Below are 21,818 nucleotides of genomic sequence, written 5' to 3' on the forward strand. Positions count from 1 at the left end.
TGATCGACACCAGTAACGGTTGCGAACACCGGTCGAACTCGCCGGGAGAAAAAACACCCGCCGAAGCGGGTGAATCCGTGGAGTTCCAATACCCAGCTTAAGTTTAAGCCGAGCAGCCTTAGGTTAGCGGCTAACTTGCAAAAAACAAGTCGAAGAATAAACCCTGTTTATTGAGACGGCCGTTCGCATTAAAAGGATAACGAATGAAAACAATATGTTGCCCGGATAGCGGCGCCGAATTTCAAGTGCAAAAAGCAGCGCACGTTGTTATCCGGCGACATGCCCGCGCAATCTGATGGCTTCGGATAGCGAATTGACGGTATCGTTTTATGACGACAGAACTCCTCCAAAGAGATGACAGTCGCGGGTACGGGGTGGCGTGAAGCGTTTAATGCAAAACACTGTTCAAACCCTGGAGTAACAAATGAAGAGAACCCTGATAGCCGGCGCGGCGTTGGCTACGCTGTCCGGCGCGGCACAAGCACAGAGCAACGTGACGCTGTATGGACTGATCGATGCAGGCATCACCTATACAAACAGCCAGATCACCGGCACCGGAGCCGGTGGGCACAGCAACTGGCAGATGACTAGCGGAGGCGTGCAGTACAGTCGCTGGGGGCTGCGCGGGGCGGAAGATCTCGGCGGCGGATTGCAGGCTATTTTCAATCTTGAGAATGGCTTCAATATCAATAACGGCCAGTTCTCGTCGGCAAACCGCATCTTCAACCGCTTAGCGTACGTGGGAGTGGCCAGCCGTGCCTTTGGCTCGCTCACGTTGGGGCGTCAAACCGACGGAATGGTTGACTTCGTCGGGCCGCTCTCGTTGACCGGAACGCAATACGGCGGTACACACTTTGCGCACCCGTTCGACGTCGACAATCTGAACGACTCGTTCCAGATTAATAATTCGGTTAAGTATTCGAGTCCGGATTTCGCCGGCTTCAAGATCGGCGCGCTCTACGGCTTCTCCAACCTGGCTGGGGGGTTCGCGAACAACCGGGCGTACAGTGTCGGCGCGTCGTACAGCTGGGGACCGTTGAACTTCGGCGCGGGGTACCTCCACCTGAATAATTCGGCTGCCACACCGGCGCAATTGAACACGGGCGGGGCAGTCACCGATACGCTTGGAAACTCCTTATCGGGGACGCTCACTCCAACCGCGGTACCGTTGGGCGCACTCGCACGCAGGCAACAGACGTGGGGCGGAGGCGTCAACTATGCGTTCGGTCCGTTGGTGGCGGGCGTCGTTTATACGCAAACGAATCTCACCGAGCTGTTCCTGACCGGCTTCAACACCCACTTCCAGAACTATGAGGGCAACGTTCGGTTCGCTTTAACACCGGCCGTTATGCTGGCGGCCGCCTACACCTACTCGCGCGCCGGAGGCAACGCCGCCGGGGGTGCTCCGCACTGGAATCAAGTGAGCGCGCTCGCGAACTACGCTTTCTCAAAACGCACGGACGTCTATATCCAAAGCACCTATCAAAGCGTGAGCGCGAGGGCTGGAAACCCTCTGGGGGTCGCCTGGATCAACGGTGTGAGTTCGCCCTCGTCGACATCAAATCAGGTCGAGGCTACCGTCGGCGTACGTCACCGTTTTTAACTTGTAAGCTTCCGTCCCGGGAGGTCGTCCGCAGTACAACTGAAACGCTGAGAAGCGTGAGCCGTTCTTCGCATCGCCGTTCTAACGTAGCCTTCAAGAACAGCGAAGTGCCCTTGCGCGGACCAAGGGGATACGTTATCAATCATTCATCGCACAACGAAGGCGCGGGGTCTGTTATGGCTGCAGGCGACGTTAGACGCAGCAAGAACCAGCGCCGAATGTATGCTCAGCGCCGTGCCAGCAAGGCGGTGGAACGGTTGGTGTCGGCTAAAACGTCTGCGGCCAAAGTCCAAGCAGCAAAATGGGCGAGGTTGTGGGAGAAAGTGGCAGGCATGTTGCGCTTCTGACCGTTTGCAACGGGGCGCTGCTAGATGTTTGGCGAAATGTCGTTGAGACGCGCTGCCCAGAAACTCGCTCACATCCGAGGCCTGAACCTTGGCGTACGCTCGTTTAACTTGCTATGCCGATTAATGGCGCGGTGGCAGTGCGCGCCACCCTTGCACAGCAGTTCTTGACGCCCGCTTCCCGCGGGCGTTCCGTTAACCCTTCCTTCGCAACCGCTTCGCTCGTTAAGTCGCTGGAGGATGAGCGCCGCGACGCCTAAGCACTCGGGAGGAAGCGATTGCAGCCGCCCGGTGTCGAGCGACAACCCAAGATCGTCAGCGCCGGCGCAGGACTGTTGGCGGTTGGCGGCCCTGCTTGCAGCCGTGGCCATCCCGAGCTAGAAGATCGTTCTCATTGATTTTGAGCCGGTACGGGCGGAAGGACAGGTGCTAAACATCGCTCACGCTGCAGCGTTCTGGGGGCACAACCACGCGTCCTCGGGGGACTGAGAGCACGCGCGCAACGCAAACATCGTCCTGATCATTGCCGGCGCGAAGCAAGGGTCACCCCGTCTGGATTTGCTCAGATCAATGCGGAGATCGCCACGAAACCCGTGGGTCGGACAGCTTCCGGTCGCACCCGACGCGATCTCTGTCATTGCGACCAACCCTTGCGATGTGCTGGCCGGTGGTTGTCTGCGACCGTTTGCGCTGCGCGCGGGCATGCTCGTGGCAGCGAGGCCCAAGGAAGCTTCCTCCGATAATAACGAGCGTCTACTAACCCGCAGTCCATGGTGACAGGAACCAGCGCCGTTGGGATAAATTGCACCCGGATTGCTGAGATTACCGTCTCGTCCCACTGCACGAGATCGGCATTGCCGCGATGCCTGTTGACTGCACGATAAGACCTGGATCGGCTTGCCGCGCGTAGCCCATCTCAAGAGCAAGGCCTCGTCTTCCCCTTTTTCGAGCGTGGCGGGTCACTGCCTTGTACGAGATGGTTCCGTCTACTATCGTAAAGATGTCAGCAGGAAGTCGTTGCAATTGAAAGCTGTCGACACGCCTGTCCATCTACTGCAACGAAAACTCGTACCTCCCGTGCGCTGGCGAATAACGTTGAAGGTGACCGCTATGGCATTCGTCATGTTGCTCGCCATCTTTCTTACCTCGACTGGCTACCTTATCGAAGAATCGGTGTCGCAAAGTCCTCCGACGGCGACTGCGCCAGCATCATCAACCGGGAGTGGACCGACGACGAATCCTGTCCGCGCGAATGCGTGTAGATACGCGGCGGCGCCAAGTTACGGTTTCGATAGGGTTTCCGCGCGTGAAAGTCGTGGGTCAGCCCCCAAGCGCGATGATGATCGAAAACAGTGCGACGCCTAGTGCCGACAACGCGAGACCGTACACCCACGGCTTCCCGCCGGCGTAACGCCCAAGCGCCGCGCCGCCTATGAACAACATTGCGACCGCCAGCAAGTTCGAGACACGTAGCGCGACGATAACCTTCGGTATGAAGATGAACGGGATCACGACTGGAAGGGTTGCAAGTACCACGAGAAGAAAGATTCCCGCTGCTGCCGAGTAATCGCGGAATACCAGTTTATGAGGCGGCTCGTGCACCGCTAGCAGGGACCGATGCAGCGCCTGTAGCGCAGCAGGGGGCATGACATTCGAAATCAGTTGCGGTAGCGCATCCTGTATCAGACGGTATGCCTCCTGCTCATTCTCGGCGTTCCGTAGCCGTACGAGAAGCGCTTTCTTCCTGCGTCGGTCGGTGGCCGTGCGAAGGAGGTACATGACCGCATCGACGAGCCCCCAGGCTAGGTTGCAACCTAGCGCAGTGAACAGCAAGGTGCGGATTTCCTGTCGCCCGGCGGTCGAAACGCTGAGAGCGCCCGTGAACGAGAGCGCCATAAGCACACCGAAGATGATCTCGGACACTCGGTCGATTGGATCGAGAACCGGACCGGGTTCGTTTTGCGACATGGTGTGCTCCCGCTAGCGTCTGACTGGCTTCAATGGGCACGCCGTTTCTGCATGTCAAGCCACGCGGCGACGGCCTGCTCGAGATTAAGAAACATGCGCTCGCGGCCCAAGGTTTTTCCGAGTAGCGAATTCTGTACTACTCCATATACCGCCGGGTTGAGTCCGACTAGCCATAAACTGACTCCGGCCTCGCGATATTTCTTCTCGCCTTCGGTCAGCATCTTCATGGCCGAATATTCCAGGTCGAAGACCGACCGCATGTCGAGCACGATTACCTCGGGGCGTGTTTGCTTAATCAGCGCGGTAATCTTTTGCCCGACGTTGGAAGCATTCACGAAGAAGATCCGTCCCTCGGGCCGCAATAGCAGCAAGCCAGGATACTGTTCGTCGTCGGGGTGCTCGTCGGAGGCAGGGCGGAACACGTTGGTTCCATGTTTGCGCCGCAGAACGTGAACAGGTGGGTCGGACACCTGGTGGGCGAGTGCCACGAGCGAAACGACGACCGCAATGAGAATGCCTTTCAACGTGCCGAGCAATATCACGCCCACGAGCGCCACGATCGCCCAGACGAACTCGGTGCGTCTAACGGCGAGAATCGCGCGAAACTCTGCTGGCTTGACGAGCCCGATCGAGTAGACGATTACCACTGCTGCGAGGGTCGCATGCGGCATGAGTCCGATAAAAGGTGCAAGAAAAAGCATGGTGCCGAGCGTGACGCAGGCAGTCACCAGCTCGGCGAGCTGCGAATGTGCGCCCACCTGCCGGTTGACTGCTGTCTGACTTGTCCCCCCGCCCGCTGGCATGGAACCGAACAGCGCGCCCGTTATATTGCTCAAGCCCGTCGCTAGCAGTTCACGGTTGGGCGACGGGAGCGACTCTCCGCTTTGGACGAACGCACGTCCGCAGGCAGTCGTTTCGGTAAAACTCATGAGTGCGATTCCCGCCGCCGCGGCCCAAAGGCCCTCGATGAGCGACAGGTCCGGCTTCTCGAACGGCGGCAGTCCCGTCGGGATACGGCCCACGATCTCGACGCCGTGGGCCTGCAAGCCGAAGGCGGCGACTGCACCTATACCGCATCCGACCGCGATAAGCGGGGCCGGCGACTTCGGGTAGAAATGTTTTAGTGCAATGAGGACCGCGATTGTCGTGAGGCCCACGGCGACCGTGTTCATCGATGCATGGGGCAGCGCGGCGACCAACGCCCAGACGTTGTGGAAGAAGCTACCTTTTGTCACGTGGACGCCGAACAGCTTGGGCAATTGATCAAGAACGATGACCACGGCGATGCCCGCTTTGAAGCCCGTCAGTACGGGGTCCGATATGAAATTGGCGACGAACCCCAGTCGTAATAGCGACGCAAGCGCGAGGATCACACCGACCAAAAACGTGAGCGTCGTTGTTGCGGCCAGTAGCGCCACGGTCCCGCCGCCATCAGAAATCCCGTCGATCGCAGAGGCGGTCAGGATCGCGAGCGTTGCAGTCGTACTGACGCTAAGAGGCCGTGAAGTACCGAATAACGCGTAGATCACCATGGGAACGAAGGCCGTATAAAGCCCGACTTCGACGGGAAGCCCTGCCACCGTGGCATAAGCCATCGCTTTCGGAAGGACGACCGCTGCCGCGGTGATACCCGCCACGACGTCCGGCTTGAGCCACGCACTCCGATAGTCGCGGACCCATTCGAGCATTGGAATACGGAACCGGGAGCGCCGACGCGTGGGTGAACCGGTTGACATGATCACACGCCCTCCGCAAAACGCATCAGTCCGCGACAGGCCGTCGCTCCTCGGTCGTTCGTGGGCGCTGCGATTAAAGACGGCAAGCCGTCCTTCCTTCGCTGCGGTGACACGTACATCAACGGCGAATCCGGATCAGGCAGATCCACATTGCTCAATGCGCTCGCGCTGGAAACGGGCATCGACATCGGCGTGCTGACGTATGCGACGCGCGAAGGACAAACGCGAGCCACTCTGGAATTGCTGCGTGGAATGTAGCATAGCCGATTAGTGGACAGATCGACTGGCGGTTTCGGCTTGCTTGTCAGCGGGGCGAGGGGCCGGTCGAAGCGCGCACCTGGAGCACCGCACGTACTTCGTGGCCGCGGCGCGACGGCGCGCCGTCGAGCGCATCGAGCAGATGTTGCGCGGCGAGACGTCCGATCTCGGCAGTATCGACGCGCATTGTCGTTAGCGACGGACGCAATTCGCTCGCGATCGCGAGATCGTCAAAACCGGTCACGGACAACTCGCCAGGAATGTCGATGCCGAGATCGTCCGCTTCGCGCAGCACGCCTAGCGCAATGTGATCGTTGCCGCAGATGATCGCCGTGGGACGTTCACCCGTCGACTGCCAGATCGCGCGCAGGCTTCGCCTGCCGAATCCGATCGACGATTCACCTTCGAGCAGATATTCGGGCCGCACCGCAAGCCCGTGCCGTTCGAGCGCCGCACGGATACCCGCGACGCGCGCCTGCACGCGGTCGTTGTCGCGCGTGGGCTGCACGCACACGGCAAACGCCCGATGTCCGAGGCCGATCAAATGCTCGGTGATTTCGGCGAAAGCCGCCCGATTGTCGAAACCGATGCAATCGTGCGGGCTGCCTTCACGGTACGCATACGTCACCGCATACGGCACGCGATAGAGCCGCAGCGCGTCGAAGACTTCTTCGGGATGCGCTTCACCGACGATCGCCATCGCCTCGACGCCGCGCGCGAGCATCGCGCGGACCTGGAGAAGTGCCTGTTGCGGATCGTAGTTCGAGCAGCCGAGCACGAGCGTGATGCCGCGCGTCGCGAACGCCGCCTGCATGCCGCTCACTTGTGACGCGAACACCTGATCGTCGAGCGTCGGAATGATGATTCCGGCAATGTGACTGCGCGTCGAAGCGAGCGCGCGTCCTGCCGCGTTCGGAAACCAGTTGAGTTCGAGTGCCGCCTGTTCGACGCGCTGGCGCACGCTGTCCGAAACCTTGTCCGGCTCGTTATAGACGCGCGAAACCGTCGCCGTCGAAACGCCCGCGCGTTTTGCGACGTCGGTAAGGACGGTGCGGCCCGTGTTGCGGCGCGCGCGGCTGGTCGGAGTACGGGCAGCGGCGAAATCAGACATGACGATGAAAGCGACGTTCAATGGAACGATCCATCATACCGTCGCCGCCGTTTATGCATGCGCGGACAAGGCCGCGATCCGCTCGCGGAACTGCTCAGTGCCCGCGACAATTTTATCGAGCACCGCGTCGAGCGCCCAGAAACGTTCGCGCACGTCGTAGTCGATCACGCGGCAGCGGATCGAATCGAAGGTGCCGATGCGCTGGTGATAGATCTTCGCGAGCGCGGGATAGCCGAGCGCTTCGGACACGGCGGACAACACGAGAAAGGTCGCGAGTTCATCGGCGAGAGTAGGGTCTTGCGCTGTCTTGCCCGCGTCGTGCTCGCGCAGCCATTTGTACAGATCGGGATGAAAGTTCGTGAACACGCCGTTGAAGCCGGCCGAACCCGCCTTCATCGCGTCGCGCGCGATGGCCGCATTCGCGTTTAGCACCTTGAGCGGCGAACCTTTCGCGAGCGCCACACGGCGCTTGACCGTATCGAGGTCGCAACTTACGTCTTTCAGCATGATGAAGCGGCCTGTGTCGATGCAGCGCTTGAGTTCGTCGTCAGAAAGGAGACGGCGATAGGGCGCGGGACATTCGTAAAGACCGAGCGGCATATCGGCGGGAAGACGCGCGAGCAGGCGTTCCAGATTCGCGGTGAAGGCGGCCGTGCCTTCGCGCTTGGGGTCGAGATGGTTCGTCACGAGCACGATGCCTTGCGCGCCCGTCTTCGCCGCAACGTTGAGTTCCTCGGCTTGCGCATCGAGATCGTCGCTGATATGTCCCGAGACGACGACCGGAATGCGCCCTGCCACTTTTTCGACGACAAAGCGCCCGAGCGCGCGTCGCTCGTCGAGCGAAAGAAACTGCATCTCGCTCGACTGCGCGACGGCGAACAACGCGTCCGAGCCTTTCTCGATGTACCACTCTATGAGACGTTCGAGGCCGGCGTAATCAATCGCGCCGGATGCGTCGAACGGTGTGAGCATCACGGGAACGATGCCTTCGATGGATGTGCGGATTTGCATGGGGTTCGATATATCGGATGTCGGAGGTTGAGGTCAGGCTTGGGCGCGAACGGGATCGACACGCGCGCTGTCGTCCTCGATCGGCTTGCGCACGAAGAAGAGGTAACTCATGGCGCCGACGAACGCGATCCCCGCAGCTGTCAGCAACGCGGGCACGAAGGACCACGTCTGCGCGATATAGCCCGTGAGGATCGGGGCGAGCGCGCCGCCCAGAAAGCCGCCGAAGTTCTGGATCGCGCCGAGCGAGCCGACGCGGTTCGGCGGCGCTGCGGCCGTCGCGAGCGCCCACGAACTCGCGGAAGCCGCGTTCGCCAGAAAGATGACGACCGAGATGCAGACGATGGCGATGGTGTTGCTTTCGACGAGCGCGGCCGGAATGGTGAACGCGACCATGCCGAGCATCGCCGTGATCACCGCGTTGCGGCGGCTGCTGACCGGGTTCGTGCTCCGGCTCGTAATGAGGTCCGAAAACCAGCCCGCGACGAGCGAGCCGAGAAAGCCGCAGAAGAACGGGATGGATGCCGCCACGCCCGTCTTCATGAGGCTCATGTGGCGTTCGATCGTCAGATAACCGGGCAGCCAGGTCAGATACACCCAGTTGAGATAGACCGAACCGAAGAAGCCGATCAGCATGCCCCACGTCGTGCCGTGCGAGAAGAGCGAACGCCAGTCCGCGAACGTGACCGTCGGCGCGGGCTTCGTGTCGAGTTCATCGCCCTCGAGATAGCGGCGCTCGTCGTCCGTCATCGCCGCCTTGTTCGGGTCGCGATACACCGCGAGCCACACGGCCGCGACCACGAGGCCGAGCGCGCCTGTCACGATGAATGCCCAGCGCCAGTGAAACTCGACGACGAGCACGGAAAGGCACAGCGGCGCGAGCGCTGTGCCGAGCGGCGATGCCGAGTTGAAGATGCCGGTCGGCTTGCCGCGCGAGCGCAGCGGAAACCAGTTGGACACGACGCGCGCGGCGGACGGAAACTGCGGCGCTTCGCCGATGCCCAGCACGATGCGGGCGAGGATGAACCAGCCGAACGTCGAGACGACGCCGCCCGCCGCCTGCGCGAGCGACCATACGATCAGGCCGATGCCGAGCAGCTTGCGCGGCCCGACGCGATCGACGAGCCCGCCCACCGGCAACTGGAAGAGGGCATAGCTCCACGAAAATGCGGAAAGCAGCAGGCCCATCTGCCCGAGCGAAAGCCCGAGATCCGCGCGAATCAGCGGATTGGCGACGGCGAGCGTGCCGCGATCCAGATAATTGACGATGCCGCTTACCATCAGCAGCGTGAGTGCGACGATCTGCGCGCGGCGCACGCGTGGCGGCGCCTGTTCGTGCGTGGGGGTGGTGGGCATAAGGCTTGTCTCCGTGTCGTGTTATGGGCGTTTCAGCAAAGGGATGCGAGCGAGTCGACTTCGGCGAGCGTCGGAATCGAAACTTGTGCGCCTTTGCGCGTCACGCTGATGGCGGCGGCACGTTGCGCGAACGCGATCGCATCGGCGACGCTCGCGCCGCGCACGCGCGCGGCGGCAAAACCGCCCGCGAAGGTGTCGCCGGCGGCCGTTGTATCGACGGCTTCGACGCGCGGCGCGAGCGCGTGGCCTTCGCCTTCCACGCCTGCATGAAAGACGCCGCCTGCGCCGAGCGTCACGATGACCGTGCGCGCGCCTTTCGCGCGCAACACGCTCGCCGCGGCGCGCGCGCCGTTCGGATCGCTCACGGCGATGTTCGTGAGTTGATGCGCTTCCGTCTCGTTGACGACGAGGAAATCCACTTGAGCGTAAAGCGCGTCGCCGAGGGCCTGCGCGGGCGCGGGATTAAGCAGCACGGGAATGCCGCTTTGCGCCGCGATGCCAATGGCGCGGCGAATCGTGTCGAGCGGCACTTCGAGCTGACACACGAGCATGTCGGCGCGCGTGATGTCGTCCCGTGCGGCGTCGACATGTGCTGGCGCGAGCAGTGCGTTCGCGCCTGGCGCGACGACGATCGTATTGGCGCCGTCGGCAGCGACGGTGATCATCGCGATACCGGTCGCCGTCGATGCCAGACGATGCGTATCGCTGTGTCGATGCAGTCGGCCGCCAGCCCGTTGAGCAGCGACGCGCCGAATGAGTCGTCACCCACGCAGGCGACCATCGTCACCACCGCGCCGAGACGCGCGGCGGCGATCGCCTGGTTTGCCCCCTTGCCGCCCGCGCAGGTTTCGAAGCTGCCGCCGAGCAGCGTTTCGCCGTGCGTCGGAAGGCGCGGCGTGTGGACCACAAGATCCATGTTCGCGCTGCCGACGACGGCGATGCGCGGTTGCTGGTGTGCGGATGACGTTGCCATAAGCGCGGATGTTAGCGGTTACATAATCAGACACTCTTGACACCTGCAGTGGGCGTCCCATCGCATCTGAAGCGTCTTGCGTCGTGTAATCGCTTACATTCTGTGTTGCAACGACGCGCCATTGCAAGCAAAAAATGTCCTGTTTCGGGTTAACACTGGCCGGAGGCGGTGGCACATTCAGCGACGCTCTCCGTACTGTTTCCCACCCTAACTAACTGAAGGTGGTAGGGGGTCGTGTACGAGGCTGACAGCGAGTAGGGTTTAATCCGACGGATGGAGGTAGTCATGCGGACTACACAACAGATGAGCAACACGTTACCCAACCAAATGCCTGAGTTCGTGCGAGTGAAGGCCGCCCGTGGCGACTATGCCTCCGACAGTAAAATGCTGCGCGAGCGCGATCGCGATCGCGCAATCGAGACGTGGCTGCGAAATGAAGTGGTTCCGACGGCGAAAGCACTTCGACAGAATCCCGACCGAGCACTGTCCGCCGACGAAGTCCGTGCGCGACTTGTTAGTGCACGCGCAGGCCGCGGATGACGTGGAGTATTCAATTCCCTTTCGAAGCGCGGGCGCAACTCATCGATTTGGAACAACGCATAGCTGATGGCGCGCCCGTTGCGGAAGCACATATGTTGACGCGATCGTGGACTATTGCATGAAGCTGCAAAGCTTCCCGGAACGCGGTGTTGCACGCGCCGATTTGAGCCCGGTCTACGCATCACGCTTTCGCAAGCGCGCAGTCATTGCGTACCTCGTCGAGGGTGCTCTAGTGTCATCGTCGGCGTCTTTTACGGCGGACAGGACTACGAGTCGGCATTGACTCCTGACGAGAACTGATGTCGATACCGCCGTGAAGCGCGGTTCCGCTTCTCCTGGTACGGACGCGGTCCGCTAAACACCTTCAACCGACATAGGAGCAAGCGAACTTGTGGCGAGTCGCGACCTTCTTCAGAGCAATGCCGGGTCATTACCGAACGAAGACGCGGTGGCAAGTGCGCTGCAGGCCCTCAAGAAGTAGCAGAAGCGACGAGTGAGGGCCGCAGCTAAACTTCTATAACGAGCGGCGTGCACCGGCAACCCTGGCTGTACGCATGCGACGCGTACTCTATTTTCGGGGCGTAGTTGCCGCCAAGTGCGTATTCTCTCGAAGTCGTGCCTTGAGAGGAGCACTCGTGAAATACCCCCTTATCTTAGGCCTAAGTATTGTCGCCGTTGACGTCGTCGTGTGGCGTGCGCGACTCCCTGAGCACGACCTGACCCGGCTTTTCATCCGGCTCGCGCTATTCTTCGCGTTGAGCTGGGTACTCTTCGGGTCCGGCCTGAGCCCTTTCACACAAGCGCCCTACGCCGACGTAGTCGAGCTGCACTGGTTGGGGCAGCTCCTCGAAATCATCTGGTGGCTGATGGGTGCGCGTCTGCTCACTCTCGCGCTTGACACCCTGTTGCTTCCGCGTGCTTGGCGAAAGCAGCGTCTGTTTTCGGATGTGTTCGGTGCCGTGGTTTTCCTCGCTGCATCAGTGGCCGCCCTGGGCTTCGTGCTCGAACTGCCTGTACGCGGACTCGTCGCGACATCGGGCGCGCTCGCCATCGTGTTGGGCCTCGCCATACAGAGCACCCTCAGTGACGTCTTTGCGGGCATTGTCATCAACACGACGGAGCCCTATGCAATAGGTGACTGGGTGACGATTGATGACGTCGAGGGCAAGGTGGTCGAGATGAACTGGCGCGCGACACACCTGCTGACCGGCCAGGGAAACACGCTCATCGTGCCGAACGCTGTCGCAGCGAAGGCGAAAATCACGAACAACAGCAGGCCGGGAGATGTCCACGGGCTCTCGCTCGTCCTCGAGATCGAGCCCGAGGCGCGGCCGAAGACTGTGCTGGACGCCCTGGGGCGTGCGCTCACTGGCTGCAACGTTATCCTGGCGACGCCGGCTCCCTTTGCTCGTATGAAGCGTACCACCGCAAATTCGGTGCAGTATGAAGTAGTAGCGTTCGTGGACGACATGAACAAGAAGCTTGCCGTATCCAGCGAACTGTTCGACCTATGCTTTCGGCATCTTGCCGCCGCAGGCGTCGGGTTACGCGCTCTGGGCGTGCCGGCCCCGGCCCTTACCTCTCGTGACGAAAAGGAGGCTCTGTTGAGGCGAGTGAGCTTGTTCGACAGCCTGTCTGTCGAGGAAGTCACAAGACTGGCGAAACGGCTCTCCAGGCACGAATACCAGGCAAATCATCAAGTTTTGGCACCCGACACTGTGCCGGATAGCCTCTCAATCGTGCACTCGGGCGTGCTATCGGTGTCAATCGTCGAAGCGTCAAGCAGTCGCGAAATCGCTCGCGTCGGACCGGGAGAGGCGTTCGGCGAAGCAGGTCTGCTCGCCGGGCTTGCGATGCAAGTGTCCATCTCAACTCTTACGCCGTCGGTCCTCTTCCAGCTTGGCAAGGACGACATGACTTCTTTCCTCAAAGACCACCCAGACGTTGCGAAGCAGATGTGTCAGCTACTGGCTTATCGGCAAGACAAGATCGGCAAACTTGCGACACCGGGGCCTGACGAGGAGAAAAAAGGTCAGTCGCTGTTTCAATGGTTGCTTGCGAAAGTCTGGAGCGTACATTCGCTGGACGAGGACTCGAGAAGAAACTGAGGTAGCGAGCAAGGCGCTGTTTGTTGGCAGCGAGTTGAACCACTGTCATCGGTGACGCTTTCACGGCCTTCAGTATTGGCGCCGGCTACCACCACGAGTTAGTGCATGCGCCGAGAAAGCTAAACGATACGCACGTTGCCGACATCCTCGGATGCCCGCTAGGCGTCCACGCCACCCAACGCAGCTATCGTATTTCCGCGCGAGCCCGACACACGCTCTCGCATTGCGATCTCGAACACACGGCGGACGGGAGGTCGCCTCAAAGATTGTCGCCTTGTTTCGTTGCAGATCGACGCTGAAAGAGGCGCGAGGCATCTCGCGAACCGTGTAAGGTTGACTGCAACGATTCGTCGAGAACAGCACGACGGCAGAGTCCGCTTCACACTCGGATACGGACAAAGATAAGCTGTCGGAGTGGCGGGCAGAGAAGGGTCGCGAAGACTCATCCACAATTCCAGGTCGCCGACAAGTATCTGTACCGCGTCGCGAACGATAGCAAAGGCGAAGCGCAGCAGCCACACGTCGGGAACGTCGGCAAAGCCCGAAGCGTCAACACTTATCGTGAGGCGAGGCTCGGCCAGGGGCTTATGGTCGCCGTAGCGTCGCGATAGTCGCCGTTCGACCGCAGCATGTTGAGCGGCCGTCATATCGGCGCGAAGGAAGCGCTCGCGCTCGGCCTCGTCGACGAGATCGCTGAAAGCGACGACGTCCTCGCCGAAGGTTTTGTCAGCAGGCTTTGCGTGTACCCGAGCGGGCCGCGAGCGCCACTTCGAGACCACCGCCGAGCGTTGCGCCACGGCTTGCGCGCTGCTACGACGTCAGCCGTGGAGAGATCAAGGAGATCCTTGACTCGATGCTTGGGACGAAGGATTGGTGATCGAGGCGGCGGACACGATTCGAAAAGCTCTTCGTGTCTTCGCGGCATCGGAAAGGGCTGATTTTGCCGACTGCGTCATCGAGCGGGCTGGCCACGTTGCGGATTGCGAGTACACCGCCACCTTCGATGTTGCCGCTCCAAAGGTCGCCGGAATGCGCTTGCTAAAGTGAAGGGTCGCGATAGCCGATATACGTTGCTAACAGAAGTCCTCAGATCCACAAATGACTGCACAAGGGAGAAGGGAAATGGCCGGGCGTTTTGTACTCTTGTTGACTATGATCCTGGCGCTGGTCGGTTTGACCGCCTGTAACACGGTCGCCGGTTTCGGGCGGGACATCACCGATTCTGCGAACGCGGTTAAACGTGTCGTTTTTTGAATGGCTTTGAATGGGGGCAGGGGAAGTGAGCGAACACGTTACGCACGGGATCGAAGCGGCAGCAGGATCATCAACAAGATGAGCGTGCGTGGCATCGCCGATGAGGCAGCAGCACAGCCGTTTGCTCCCACTGTTCCCGCCTCCGGACGCGGCTTTGCAAGGCCATGGAAGCACGGCGCGGGCATTGTTTCGAACATCATTTGATGCGAAAATTCGTGCAGACAGAATAGGAGCTGATCGTGCGAACCACCATTGCGCTTGATGATGACTTGATCGCCAAGGCGCAGGCCTATACAGGCGTAGAAGAAAAGACTGCGCTCGTGCGTGAGGCACTGAAGGCGCTGATTCAGCGAGAAGCCGCAAAGCGACTTGCGAATCTTGGGGGAAGCGAGCCGGGGATCACTGGCGCACCTCGTCGCCCGCAGAACGCTGAATGATCCTCGTTGATACGTCGGTCTGGATTGACCATATTAGTGCGGCCGATCCTGTGCTCGCCGCCCTTCTAACGGATGAACGTGTGCTGGCTCACCCGTATGTGATCGGCGAAATCTCGCTCGGCAGCTTGCGCAATCGTAAAGTGGTGCTCGGCGCGCTGCTCGATTTGCCGAGCGCACCCGTCGCGACGCCGCAAGAGATTTTTTTTCTTATCGAGCGGGAAGGTCTGTTTAATCGTGGCATCGGATATGTCGATGCGTCGCTGCTAGCGTCCGCACGCCTCCAGCCCGGCGTCACAGTTTGGACGCGTGATAAGCGCCTGAAAAGCGTTGCTGACGAAATCGGCCTTGGCGCAGTGGTTGGCCACTGAAAACGCGGAAAACAAACCGTGTCCAGTTTGACTCCAGCACTTGCTCTGCGGGCAGCGATGAACGTTTTGCGTGATTCTGCCGAGTCGCGAAAGATGCCCAACGGCGAGCCGCTGCCGAGGCCATTGTGCAACTCCATTTCGACGCGGCGGACATGCTCGAAGAATCCTTGTCGGATCTTCGTGACCACGAGTGAGGAAACCGACGCATCGCATTAGGAGATGAGACGATGGCTACTATCGAACTCCGAATCAACGATCGTGAACTTGAAGCCGAGCTTACCGCTGGATTGAGGGTAATCGTTCGCGAGCGCGATGTGGCTGAGGTCGCTTACTCGTTGAGTGAAGCGTTCGCCGCGCTGCTTCCGCAAAGTCCGGAGTATGTGCTCCGATCGACCGTCGACGATGCCATCAGGGCACTGCTACGAAAGCACGCACTGCCCAATTAGGGAGCGGGGCACATGGCCCTTAGACAGCGCTCACGGCGATATGCGAGCTGGTGACGGCAAGAGTCCCTCGAAGCTATAGGGCACCAACATGCGCAAAGAGTAAGAGCTACAGACGGACGTATTGGGCACGATCGTCGCAGCAGCACCGGTGACCAGGAAGCACGCTGATTCGCTGACAATGTGCGCGATGCGTACCGACTACCCGTCTCTGCGTTACGTCGTGACGCGCGATACATACGGTCCGTCACCGGCTCGAATCATTGATGCCGACGGCCGAGAAATCTCGCCTGACCATCACGCATGGATAGAGGCGGAACTGCAGACACATGGCGGCTCAGCACGCGCGGTATGGCCGGCGCGCAAGGATGCGGGATACCTGCTCACCGAGAACGCGTGATTGCTGCATTACTTCGTTCACGACCGTGGCGGCGAACAGAACAACTTCGTCCAAATCTTCCTCGAAGCGGGCTTTCTCGGCGTCATGCTGTTTCGATGGAACAAGGTTGGCCCCGCGCTCCCGCGAAACGAGACCAGTTAGTGCCGAACTGGTAGGCCATCACGATCCCCGACACGACGCCCATGCCGAAATTGACAGCGAAGATTTTCAGCCAAAAGTGATAGAGATCGCGATAAACGTTCTGGCGGGTGCGCAGCCAGCGCGCTTCAAGGACGGCCAGATAGCTGGCCATGCCGATCGTAATGGCAGGGAACAGGATGTGAAAGGATATCGTGAAGCCAAACTGAAACCGGGCGAGGTCGAGCACCGTCGGGCCGAACATGCGTTTTGCTCCTTCGACATGACCGAATAGTCAGCTATTTTCGCAAACGTAGTCGTTGTACCTGCGCCAGCACCTGGCCCACCGCGCGGTTGGTCTCGACGGCCAGCGCGACGTCTTGGGTAAATGCCGACTCGTCGACGATGAACCTGCGAACCACGGTAGACCTGATAGACGAACTGCGCGACATGGTAGCTGCAGGCGAGGAAATCCGCCTTGAGGATATCGATTTCATGTGCCGGTTCCAGACGCACAACACCCCGCGTTCGGGCGTTACAAGCTCCAGGTAACAACCGCCCGGTGAACTCGTTCGACCATTGCATCAGGTAGGCGGTCGTCGTGCGAGGACTCGCCGCTTCCTTGGCCGACCGCCTACGACTGGCCGGTCCCCGTCTGGAAGGAGACGGCCGCAGTTCATGTTCGAATGGTTCCAACGGGTCGCTCCGCGTCGCTCGGCGCCGGATAGCCGGCGTTTTGCAGAAGTGCTTCGCTTACGTCAGGTCGCTATACTCCAACTCGAGCAGAACCTGAGCAAGAGCAAGATCCCCTGTTCTTGGATTAGCTTCCGTTAGTTTGGATGACTTTCTACCACTATGCTATCGATTGCCGACCGTTGGTTTGAACTGAAGCGTATCAGTGACGAAATCACCCTGCTGTGGGAACCTCATGTCGTACCACTGATGCGGTGCAATGTCTGGCATGTGCGGGGCCGCGACCGGGACCTGCTGATCGACACGGGAATGGGCGTCGCCAGTCTGCGTGACGCGGCCCGGCATCTGCTGCAAAAGAAGGTAACTGCAGTCGCGACACATACGCACGGGGATCATGTTGGCGGGCATCATGAGTTCGAGCACACGCTTGTCCACGAACTCGAGGCCGACAACCTGCGCTCGCCACGCCAGCACGGTACGCTTTTGGCGTCGGTATTGGGCGATGCCGCGATTCGTCGATACCACGAATGGGGCTATCCGTTTGATGGCGATCTGATAACCGCTCTTCCAAGTGCCGATTACCAGATGTCTGACTACCGCGTGCGACCTGCGTCCGTCACGGAAGTCGTCAAAGAAGGGGATATCGTCGATCTCGGTAACCGCCACTTCGAGGTCCTCCATCTGCCAGGCCATTCACCGGGAAGTATCGGTCTTTGGGAGTTGAGCACCGGCACGTTGTTTTCCGGCGATGCGATCTACGATGGCCCGCTGCTGGACGAGATTGGCGGTGCCGATATCCCGACTTATGTGCGTACGATGAAGCGTCTGCGCGATTTGCCAGTGCAGGTCGTCCATGCGGGACACGACGCGAGCTTCGGACGGGACCGACTGGTCGCCCTGATCGATGCCTATCTGGCGAAGCGCGAATGATCGTCGCGGGAACGTATTCGTGGAACGGCAATAAATCATCATCACTGGTCACTTTGCGGCCAGTTTGCGCCACTCAGATCAAACGAGTTTCCGTCCCCTCCCGCTCCGACACGGGACGGTCACTCATCAGCCGCTTCTTTCGAGCCTTCCTGGGGGACAATCACGAACTCGGCCCGTCGCCGAAAATGTTCATTTACAGCCGCCGAACGTTTAGCCGCGTACAGGTGACGTGTGTCCCAACACGGCGGCCGCCATCAGCACCGCGACCATTGCAAGCGCTTCGACTGCCGGCAGCCGGCCGAAGCCTCGCTGCGCATGGAGAAGGACCGCGCCGTCGCCAGTCATCGCCGACTCCAAGCGCGGCAAATAAATCAGCCGGTTGGAGCCGCCCAGCACTACAGCCAACGTCACGAATGCGAGTTGAGCGCCAACATCTGGCCGTACAGCACGCTTATTAACGGCGCGCCGAGGTGCGCCATGTCCTGCGTCGCGTTATAGAGGCCGGTCACGACATACAGCAGGTACTTCAGGCCGAGGCCAAAGTTGTTGAAAACACGGGCAGTCGGGTTATTTTGCGTCTCGTACGAGCCGGTGGCCGCAGTCAACCCGAAAGATTGCCGACGAATTGCCTGATCCCGTCGAGAACAGGTTGCTGATCTCCCGCGAAGGGCCAATGATCTGCGCCGTCGAGCTCGACGAATCGCGCCCGAGGGATGTGGCTGGCCAAGTGCCGGCCGGCGCCGATGCGAACCGCGCGGTCGTCGTGGCGATGCAGCACCAGGGTGGGCACCGAAACTCGGCCCAACAGATGCCGCACATCGGTGTCGCGCAATGCCATGAGCACTGCCTTAATGGCTCCCGGGCTGGAAGCGGCCCGGAGCAGCCCCGCCCACCAGGCTCTCGCCTGAGGATCGCCTGCCAAGCTAGGCGCGAAGGTCTCGATGCCAGCGGGGCCGCCCCAGCCCGCGACGAGCTGTTGCAGCCACATGTCGTACTGACTTGACTCAAGTGCGTGCGGATAGTCGTGCGTTGCGGATCCCTTGGCCAACGAGGCGAACAGAATCAGACCGGCGACGCGGTTCGGATGATCAACGGCAAACTTGATGCATGCCGGCCCGCCTTCCGAGGCGCCAAGCAACACGAGCCTTCGGCTGCCGGCGGCGTCCAGCACGGTGCCAATGTCCTGCGCGGTCGCATCGACGTCGGGAGCGAACCCGACCCGGTCGGACAGCCCGACGCCGCGACGATCGAGCAAGAGGAGACGGCCCATCGCGGCGACAGACGACAGGAACGCACGGCACTGGGGCTGTTCCCAAACCCGCTCAACGTGAGACACGAAACCGGGCAGCAACAGAATGTCAATGCCGCCGGCGCCGTGAGTCTGAAATGCCAGATGGACGCCGCCACTGCTGACGTAGCGCGTCGACGGCAGGTCCTCGATCTGTAAGGTTGCGCCGACGTCTAGCAGCGCGCGGATCTCAGGTCCGGGGGCTACATTCAGTTCGTCATGAAGGCGCTGCGTCAGCGCCTCGAGGTGCCGTTGGGCCGTGGCGCGCTCTCCAGCGAGCAGAAGGTTGCGAACGAGGTGCCGACCGTACACTTCGCTGAACGGATCGAACTCGATCAGACGGCCGGCGTGCGCGGCCGCGGCGGCGTAGTCGCCCGCCGCATTGCTAGCGTGCACCGCTCGCTCGAGTGCCTGCATCACCCGGCCGCGCAGGGCCTCCCGCCGAAAAAAAGCCCACTCGTCGAACTGCGGACAGTCGCCGGGCGAGAATCCGTCGAGAAAGTCGCCGGAATACTGGCGGCACGCCCGCTCGAATTCCCCCCGGTCGCAGGCTTGCTCGAACAGTTGAGAATCCACCTGTAAGGTGATCGCTGTGGACCATCTGACCGCAGACCGATCTATAGTAAGAATGTCGTCGCCGAGCGCGTGCTGGAGACGATGCAACAGACGCCGCAGGCGCGCCCGTACAACCTCGTTAGAGCCTTCCGGCCACAACATGGTGGCAAGGACGTCACGTCCGACTGAGCCGCTCGCTTCGGCCAGATAGACCAACAGAGCCAGACCTTTGCGCAAGGGCAGCCGGCATAGCCGGTGATCCCGGCGGATCTCCGGAAATCCAAGCGTCCGCACGCTGAACAGTGCCATGGCGAGCGACCCTCGATGACGGCGTCCAAGGGACGCTCAGGGGACGAAACAATCCTACCATCGCCTGCAAATGAGGGTCGCTGGACTCGTTGCGACGGATCAACGGAGGATTGCCATGAACAAACTCGGTGAACATGCGATCGTGATCGGCGCGAGCATGAGCGGATTGCTTGCTGCCCGCGTACTGTCGGATTTCTATACTAACGTCACCGTGCTCGAACGTGACACGTTCCCGGGCGCAGACGTGCCCCGCAAGGGCGTGCCACAGGGCCGTCATGCCCACGGGCTCCTCGCCCGCGGCAGCGCGGTCCTCGAGGAACTGTTCCCCGGATACGGCGGCGAGGTCGTCGCGCAAAGCGGCGGCCTGATCGGTGACGTGGCCAACGATGTGATCTGGATAGGCCACAACGTCAGGCTTGCTAACAGCGCCAGCGATCTGATCGGCCTGCTTGCAAGCCGTCCGGTGCTCGAAGGCCATTTACGCCGGCGCCTCATGAGGTTGCCGAACGTGCGCGCCATCGAACACTGTGCGGTGCTGGGCTTGGCGACCGATCCGCTCCACAAGAGCGTGACCGGCGTGCGCTCCTGTGCTGAAGGCAAGGCAGAAGAGACCATCAATGCGGACCTGGTCGTCGATTCTTCCGGCCGTGGCTCTTGCAGTGCAATGTGGCTGGGAGCGTTCGACTACCCGTCTCCCACTGAGGAGAAGGTCGAGATCGGCATCAGCTACATGACGCGTACTTATCGGCGGCGAGCAGCCGATCTCGATGGTAAGCACGGTATCGTCATCGCTGGTAGCGCGCCGAACTGGCGCAACGGCGTCATGCTCGCGCAGGAATGCGACAGCTGGATCGTCAGTACTGGCGGTTATCTGGGCGACGATGCGCCCGACAACGACGAAGGCTTTCTTAAGTATCTTGCGACGTTGCCCACCAAGGAGATTCACGACGTTGTCGCGAAGGCGGAGCCGCTGACCGATTACAGACGCTATCGCTACGGCGCCAATCTGCGTCGGCGGTACGAGAAGCTGCCACGTTTCCCCGAGAACTACCTGGTTTTCGGTGATGCTATCTGCAGCTTCAATCCTGTGTACGGGCAGGGCATGACGGTCGCGGCAGAGGAAGCGCTGACGTTACAGCAGTGCCTGCGGGGCGGCTCAAATAATCTTGCGCCTCGATTTTTTACGGTGGCTGCGAAGATCGTCGATATCCCCTGGGATATCGCGGTTGGCAACGACCTTCGGCATCCGCGAGTCGAAGGCGCCCGCCCCGTCATGCGGCGTTTCATCAACTGGTACATCGGCAAGCTGCACTGTGCCGCGACGCGCGATAGCGCGCTGGCGACAGCTTTTCTCCAGGTCGTGAACCTCATGATGCCGCCGTCGTCGCTGCTGAGCCCGGAAATCGCCAGGCGAGTCTGGCAGGGCAACCGAAGGCCCGTGCTATCGATTCCTTCACCTGCAACCGAAGCGCGACGTAACAGCGTATCGCCATGACCACGCATCGGCCAGACACCCGCGAAGGCGTCTACCTTGCCCTTGCCGCCATCACGGTCAGGAAACCTGCTTCGCGCAACCGAACGTTCGCGCAAGTGCGCTGGACCGGAATTCGTTCTCGACCAGGCAATTCCAATGACGAGTGCCGCGACACCAGACCTTGATGGCGTCGCGAATCTGTGCTTCCGTTAGACCGATGTCGGATGCCTGTGCAAACAAGTCGTTGATGACACCGACTTTCAACGGAAGTTTCTGCGCCGGATTCTTCGGAAAAGCGAGCGGAAAGCGTCGCTGGAGCTTTCCGATTGCGTGCACGACCGGATCGACCGGTGGCTTTTCCACGTTCATGGCGGGAGGCGGCGGGCGCGCCGGCTTCTTCACTGGTGTGCTCTTCGATTGCTTAGACAGTTGCTCTTCAAGTTGCGCGAGCTGTTCAAAACCCATAACGGCATCCTTGAAAATCGTGCAAGGGTTTTATCAGCCGCGACACGTCGACGCGCCGACCGCGAATTCGCGATAACGTG

Annotated in this window: 19 protein-coding genes and 2 pseudogenes; 9 read left to right on the forward strand and 12 right to left on the reverse strand. The window is 60.7% G+C overall.

What is annotated here, in order from left to right; all coding sequences use genetic code 11:
* The first annotated feature begins 424 nt into the window (after positions 1-424).
* Positions 425-1,603 (forward strand): porin, encoded by a 1,179-nt coding sequence (locus AB6804_RS22945; RefSeq protein ID WP_370888421.1) that lies wholly within the window; start codon positions 425-427, stop codon positions 1,601-1,603.
* Positions 1,604-3,267: 1,664 nt separating this feature from the next.
* On the opposite strand, the gene AB6804_RS22950 is transcribed toward AB6804_RS22945, so the two are convergent.
* The 6 genes and pseudogenes from AB6804_RS22950 to rbsK all read right to left on the reverse strand — a co-directional run bounded on the left by AB6804_RS22950 (position 3,268) and on the right by rbsK (position 10,357).
* Entirely contained in the window at positions 3,268-3,915 is a 648-nt protein-coding gene (locus tag AB6804_RS22950; protein WP_370888422.1) for a VIT1/CCC1 transporter family protein, read from the reverse strand.
* A gap of 29 nt (positions 3,916-3,944) precedes the next feature.
* On the reverse strand, positions 3,945-5,651 hold the full coding sequence (locus AB6804_RS22955) for a SulP family inorganic anion transporter (protein WP_370888423.1): 1,707 nt from the start codon (positions 5,649-5,651) through the stop codon (positions 3,945-3,947).
* A gap of 304 nt (positions 5,652-5,955) precedes the next feature.
* The gene (locus AB6804_RS22960; RefSeq protein WP_370888481.1) at positions 5,956-7,020 is read right to left on the reverse strand and encodes a LacI family DNA-binding transcriptional regulator; all 1,065 of its coding nucleotides are present in this window, start codon (positions 7,018-7,020) and stop codon (positions 5,956-5,958) included.
* A 51-nt stretch (positions 7,021-7,071) separates the two neighbouring features.
* Positions 7,072-8,031, reverse strand: coding sequence for a dihydrodipicolinate synthase family protein (locus AB6804_RS22965; RefSeq protein WP_370888424.1), 960 nt, complete (start codon positions 8,029-8,031; stop codon positions 7,072-7,074).
* Positions 8,032-8,064: 33 nt separating this feature from the next.
* Entirely contained in the window at positions 8,065-9,384 is a 1,320-nt protein-coding gene (locus tag AB6804_RS22970; protein ID WP_370888425.1) for an MFS transporter, read from the reverse strand.
* Positions 9,385-9,416: 32 nt separating this feature from the next.
* Positions 9,417-10,357: pseudogene (gene rbsK / locus AB6804_RS22975) on the reverse strand (ribokinase).
* Positions 10,358-11,532: 1,175 nt separating this feature from the next.
* On the opposite strand from rbsK, the gene AB6804_RS22980 reads away from it, so the two are divergent.
* From AB6804_RS22980 to AB6804_RS23005, 6 genes are all read left to right on the forward strand, one after another.
* On the forward strand, positions 11,533-13,005 hold the full coding sequence (locus AB6804_RS22980) for a mechanosensitive ion channel domain-containing protein (protein ID WP_370888426.1): 1,473 nt from the start codon (positions 11,533-11,535) through the stop codon (positions 13,003-13,005).
* An 870-nt stretch (positions 13,006-13,875) separates the two neighbouring features.
* A complete protein-coding gene (locus AB6804_RS22985; protein WP_370888427.1) occupies positions 13,876-14,052 on the forward strand; it encodes a hypothetical protein in 177 nt (58 codons plus the stop codon).
* Positions 14,053-14,498: 446 nt separating this feature from the next.
* Positions 14,499-14,696, forward strand: a complete 198-nt coding sequence (locus tag AB6804_RS22990; RefSeq protein WP_370888428.1) for a type II toxin-antitoxin system VapB family antitoxin — start codon at positions 14,499-14,501, stop codon at positions 14,694-14,696.
* The gene (locus AB6804_RS22995; RefSeq protein WP_370888429.1) at positions 14,693-15,064 is read left to right on the forward strand and encodes a type II toxin-antitoxin system VapC family toxin; all 372 of its coding nucleotides are present in this window, start codon (positions 14,693-14,695) and stop codon (positions 15,062-15,064) included. Before AB6804_RS22990 ends, AB6804_RS22995 begins: the two co-directional genes overlap by 4 nt.
* A 227-nt stretch (positions 15,065-15,291) precedes the next feature.
* The gene (locus tag AB6804_RS23000; RefSeq protein ID WP_370888430.1) at positions 15,292-15,510 is read left to right on the forward strand and encodes a hypothetical protein; all 219 of its coding nucleotides are present in this window, start codon (positions 15,292-15,294) and stop codon (positions 15,508-15,510) included.
* A gap of 121 nt (positions 15,511-15,631) precedes the next feature.
* Positions 15,632-15,907, forward strand: coding sequence for a hypothetical protein (locus AB6804_RS23005; RefSeq protein WP_370888431.1), 276 nt, complete (start codon positions 15,632-15,634; stop codon positions 15,905-15,907).
* A 109-nt stretch (positions 15,908-16,016) separates the two neighbouring features.
* Here the strand turns inward: AB6804_RS23005 and AB6804_RS23010 are convergent.
* Together AB6804_RS23010 and AB6804_RS23015 are read right to left on the reverse strand one after the other, a co-directional pair.
* Positions 16,017-16,289, reverse strand: a pseudogene (locus AB6804_RS23010) (cytochrome ubiquinol oxidase subunit I); the annotation flags it as partial.
* 34 nt (positions 16,290-16,323) lie between these two features.
* The gene (locus tag AB6804_RS23015) at positions 16,324-16,521 is read right to left on the reverse strand and encodes a hypothetical protein (protein WP_370888432.1); all 198 of its coding nucleotides are present in this window, start codon (positions 16,519-16,521) and stop codon (positions 16,324-16,326) included.
* Positions 16,522-16,879: 358 nt separating this feature from the next.
* Between AB6804_RS23015 and AB6804_RS23020 the strand changes: the two genes are divergently transcribed.
* A complete protein-coding gene (locus AB6804_RS23020; RefSeq protein ID WP_370888433.1) occupies positions 16,880-17,647 on the forward strand; it encodes an MBL fold metallo-hydrolase in 768 nt (255 codons plus the stop codon).
* Between the two features lie 210 nt (positions 17,648-17,857).
* On the opposite strand, the gene AB6804_RS23025 is transcribed toward AB6804_RS23020, so the two are convergent.
* The 3 genes from AB6804_RS23025 to AB6804_RS23035 all read right to left on the reverse strand — a co-directional run bounded on the left by AB6804_RS23025 (position 17,858) and on the right by AB6804_RS23035 (position 19,799).
* Positions 17,858-17,992: a hypothetical protein gene (locus AB6804_RS23025; protein ID WP_370888434.1), complete on the reverse strand. Its 135-nt coding sequence runs from the start codon at positions 17,990-17,992 to the stop codon at positions 17,858-17,860.
* A 62-nt stretch (positions 17,993-18,054) separates the two neighbouring features.
* Complete coding sequence (locus tag AB6804_RS23030) at positions 18,055-18,252, reverse strand: hypothetical protein (protein WP_370888435.1); 198 nt, start codon at positions 18,250-18,252, stop codon at positions 18,055-18,057.
* Complete coding sequence (locus AB6804_RS23035) at positions 18,249-19,799, reverse strand: alpha/beta fold hydrolase (protein ID WP_370888436.1); 1,551 nt, start codon at positions 19,797-19,799, stop codon at positions 18,249-18,251. Before AB6804_RS23035 ends, AB6804_RS23030 begins: the two co-directional genes overlap by 4 nt.
* A gap of 115 nt (positions 19,800-19,914) precedes the next feature.
* On the opposite strand from AB6804_RS23035, the gene AB6804_RS23040 reads away from it, so the two are divergent.
* Entirely contained in the window at positions 19,915-21,294 is a 1,380-nt protein-coding gene (locus AB6804_RS23040) for an NAD(P)/FAD-dependent oxidoreductase (RefSeq protein WP_370888437.1), read from the forward strand.
* A 57-nt stretch (positions 21,295-21,351) separates the two neighbouring features.
* Here AB6804_RS23040 and AB6804_RS23045 read toward each other — a convergent pair whose 3' ends face one another.
* Complete coding sequence (locus tag AB6804_RS23045; RefSeq protein WP_370888438.1) at positions 21,352-21,738, reverse strand: ProQ/FinO family protein; 387 nt, start codon at positions 21,736-21,738, stop codon at positions 21,352-21,354.
* Between the last annotated feature and the right edge of the window lie 80 nt (positions 21,739-21,818).

Source organism: Caballeronia sp. RCC_10 (genome assembly GCF_041360715.1).
Lineage (GTDB): Bacteria > Pseudomonadota > Gammaproteobacteria > Burkholderiales > Burkholderiaceae > Caballeronia > Caballeronia grimmiae.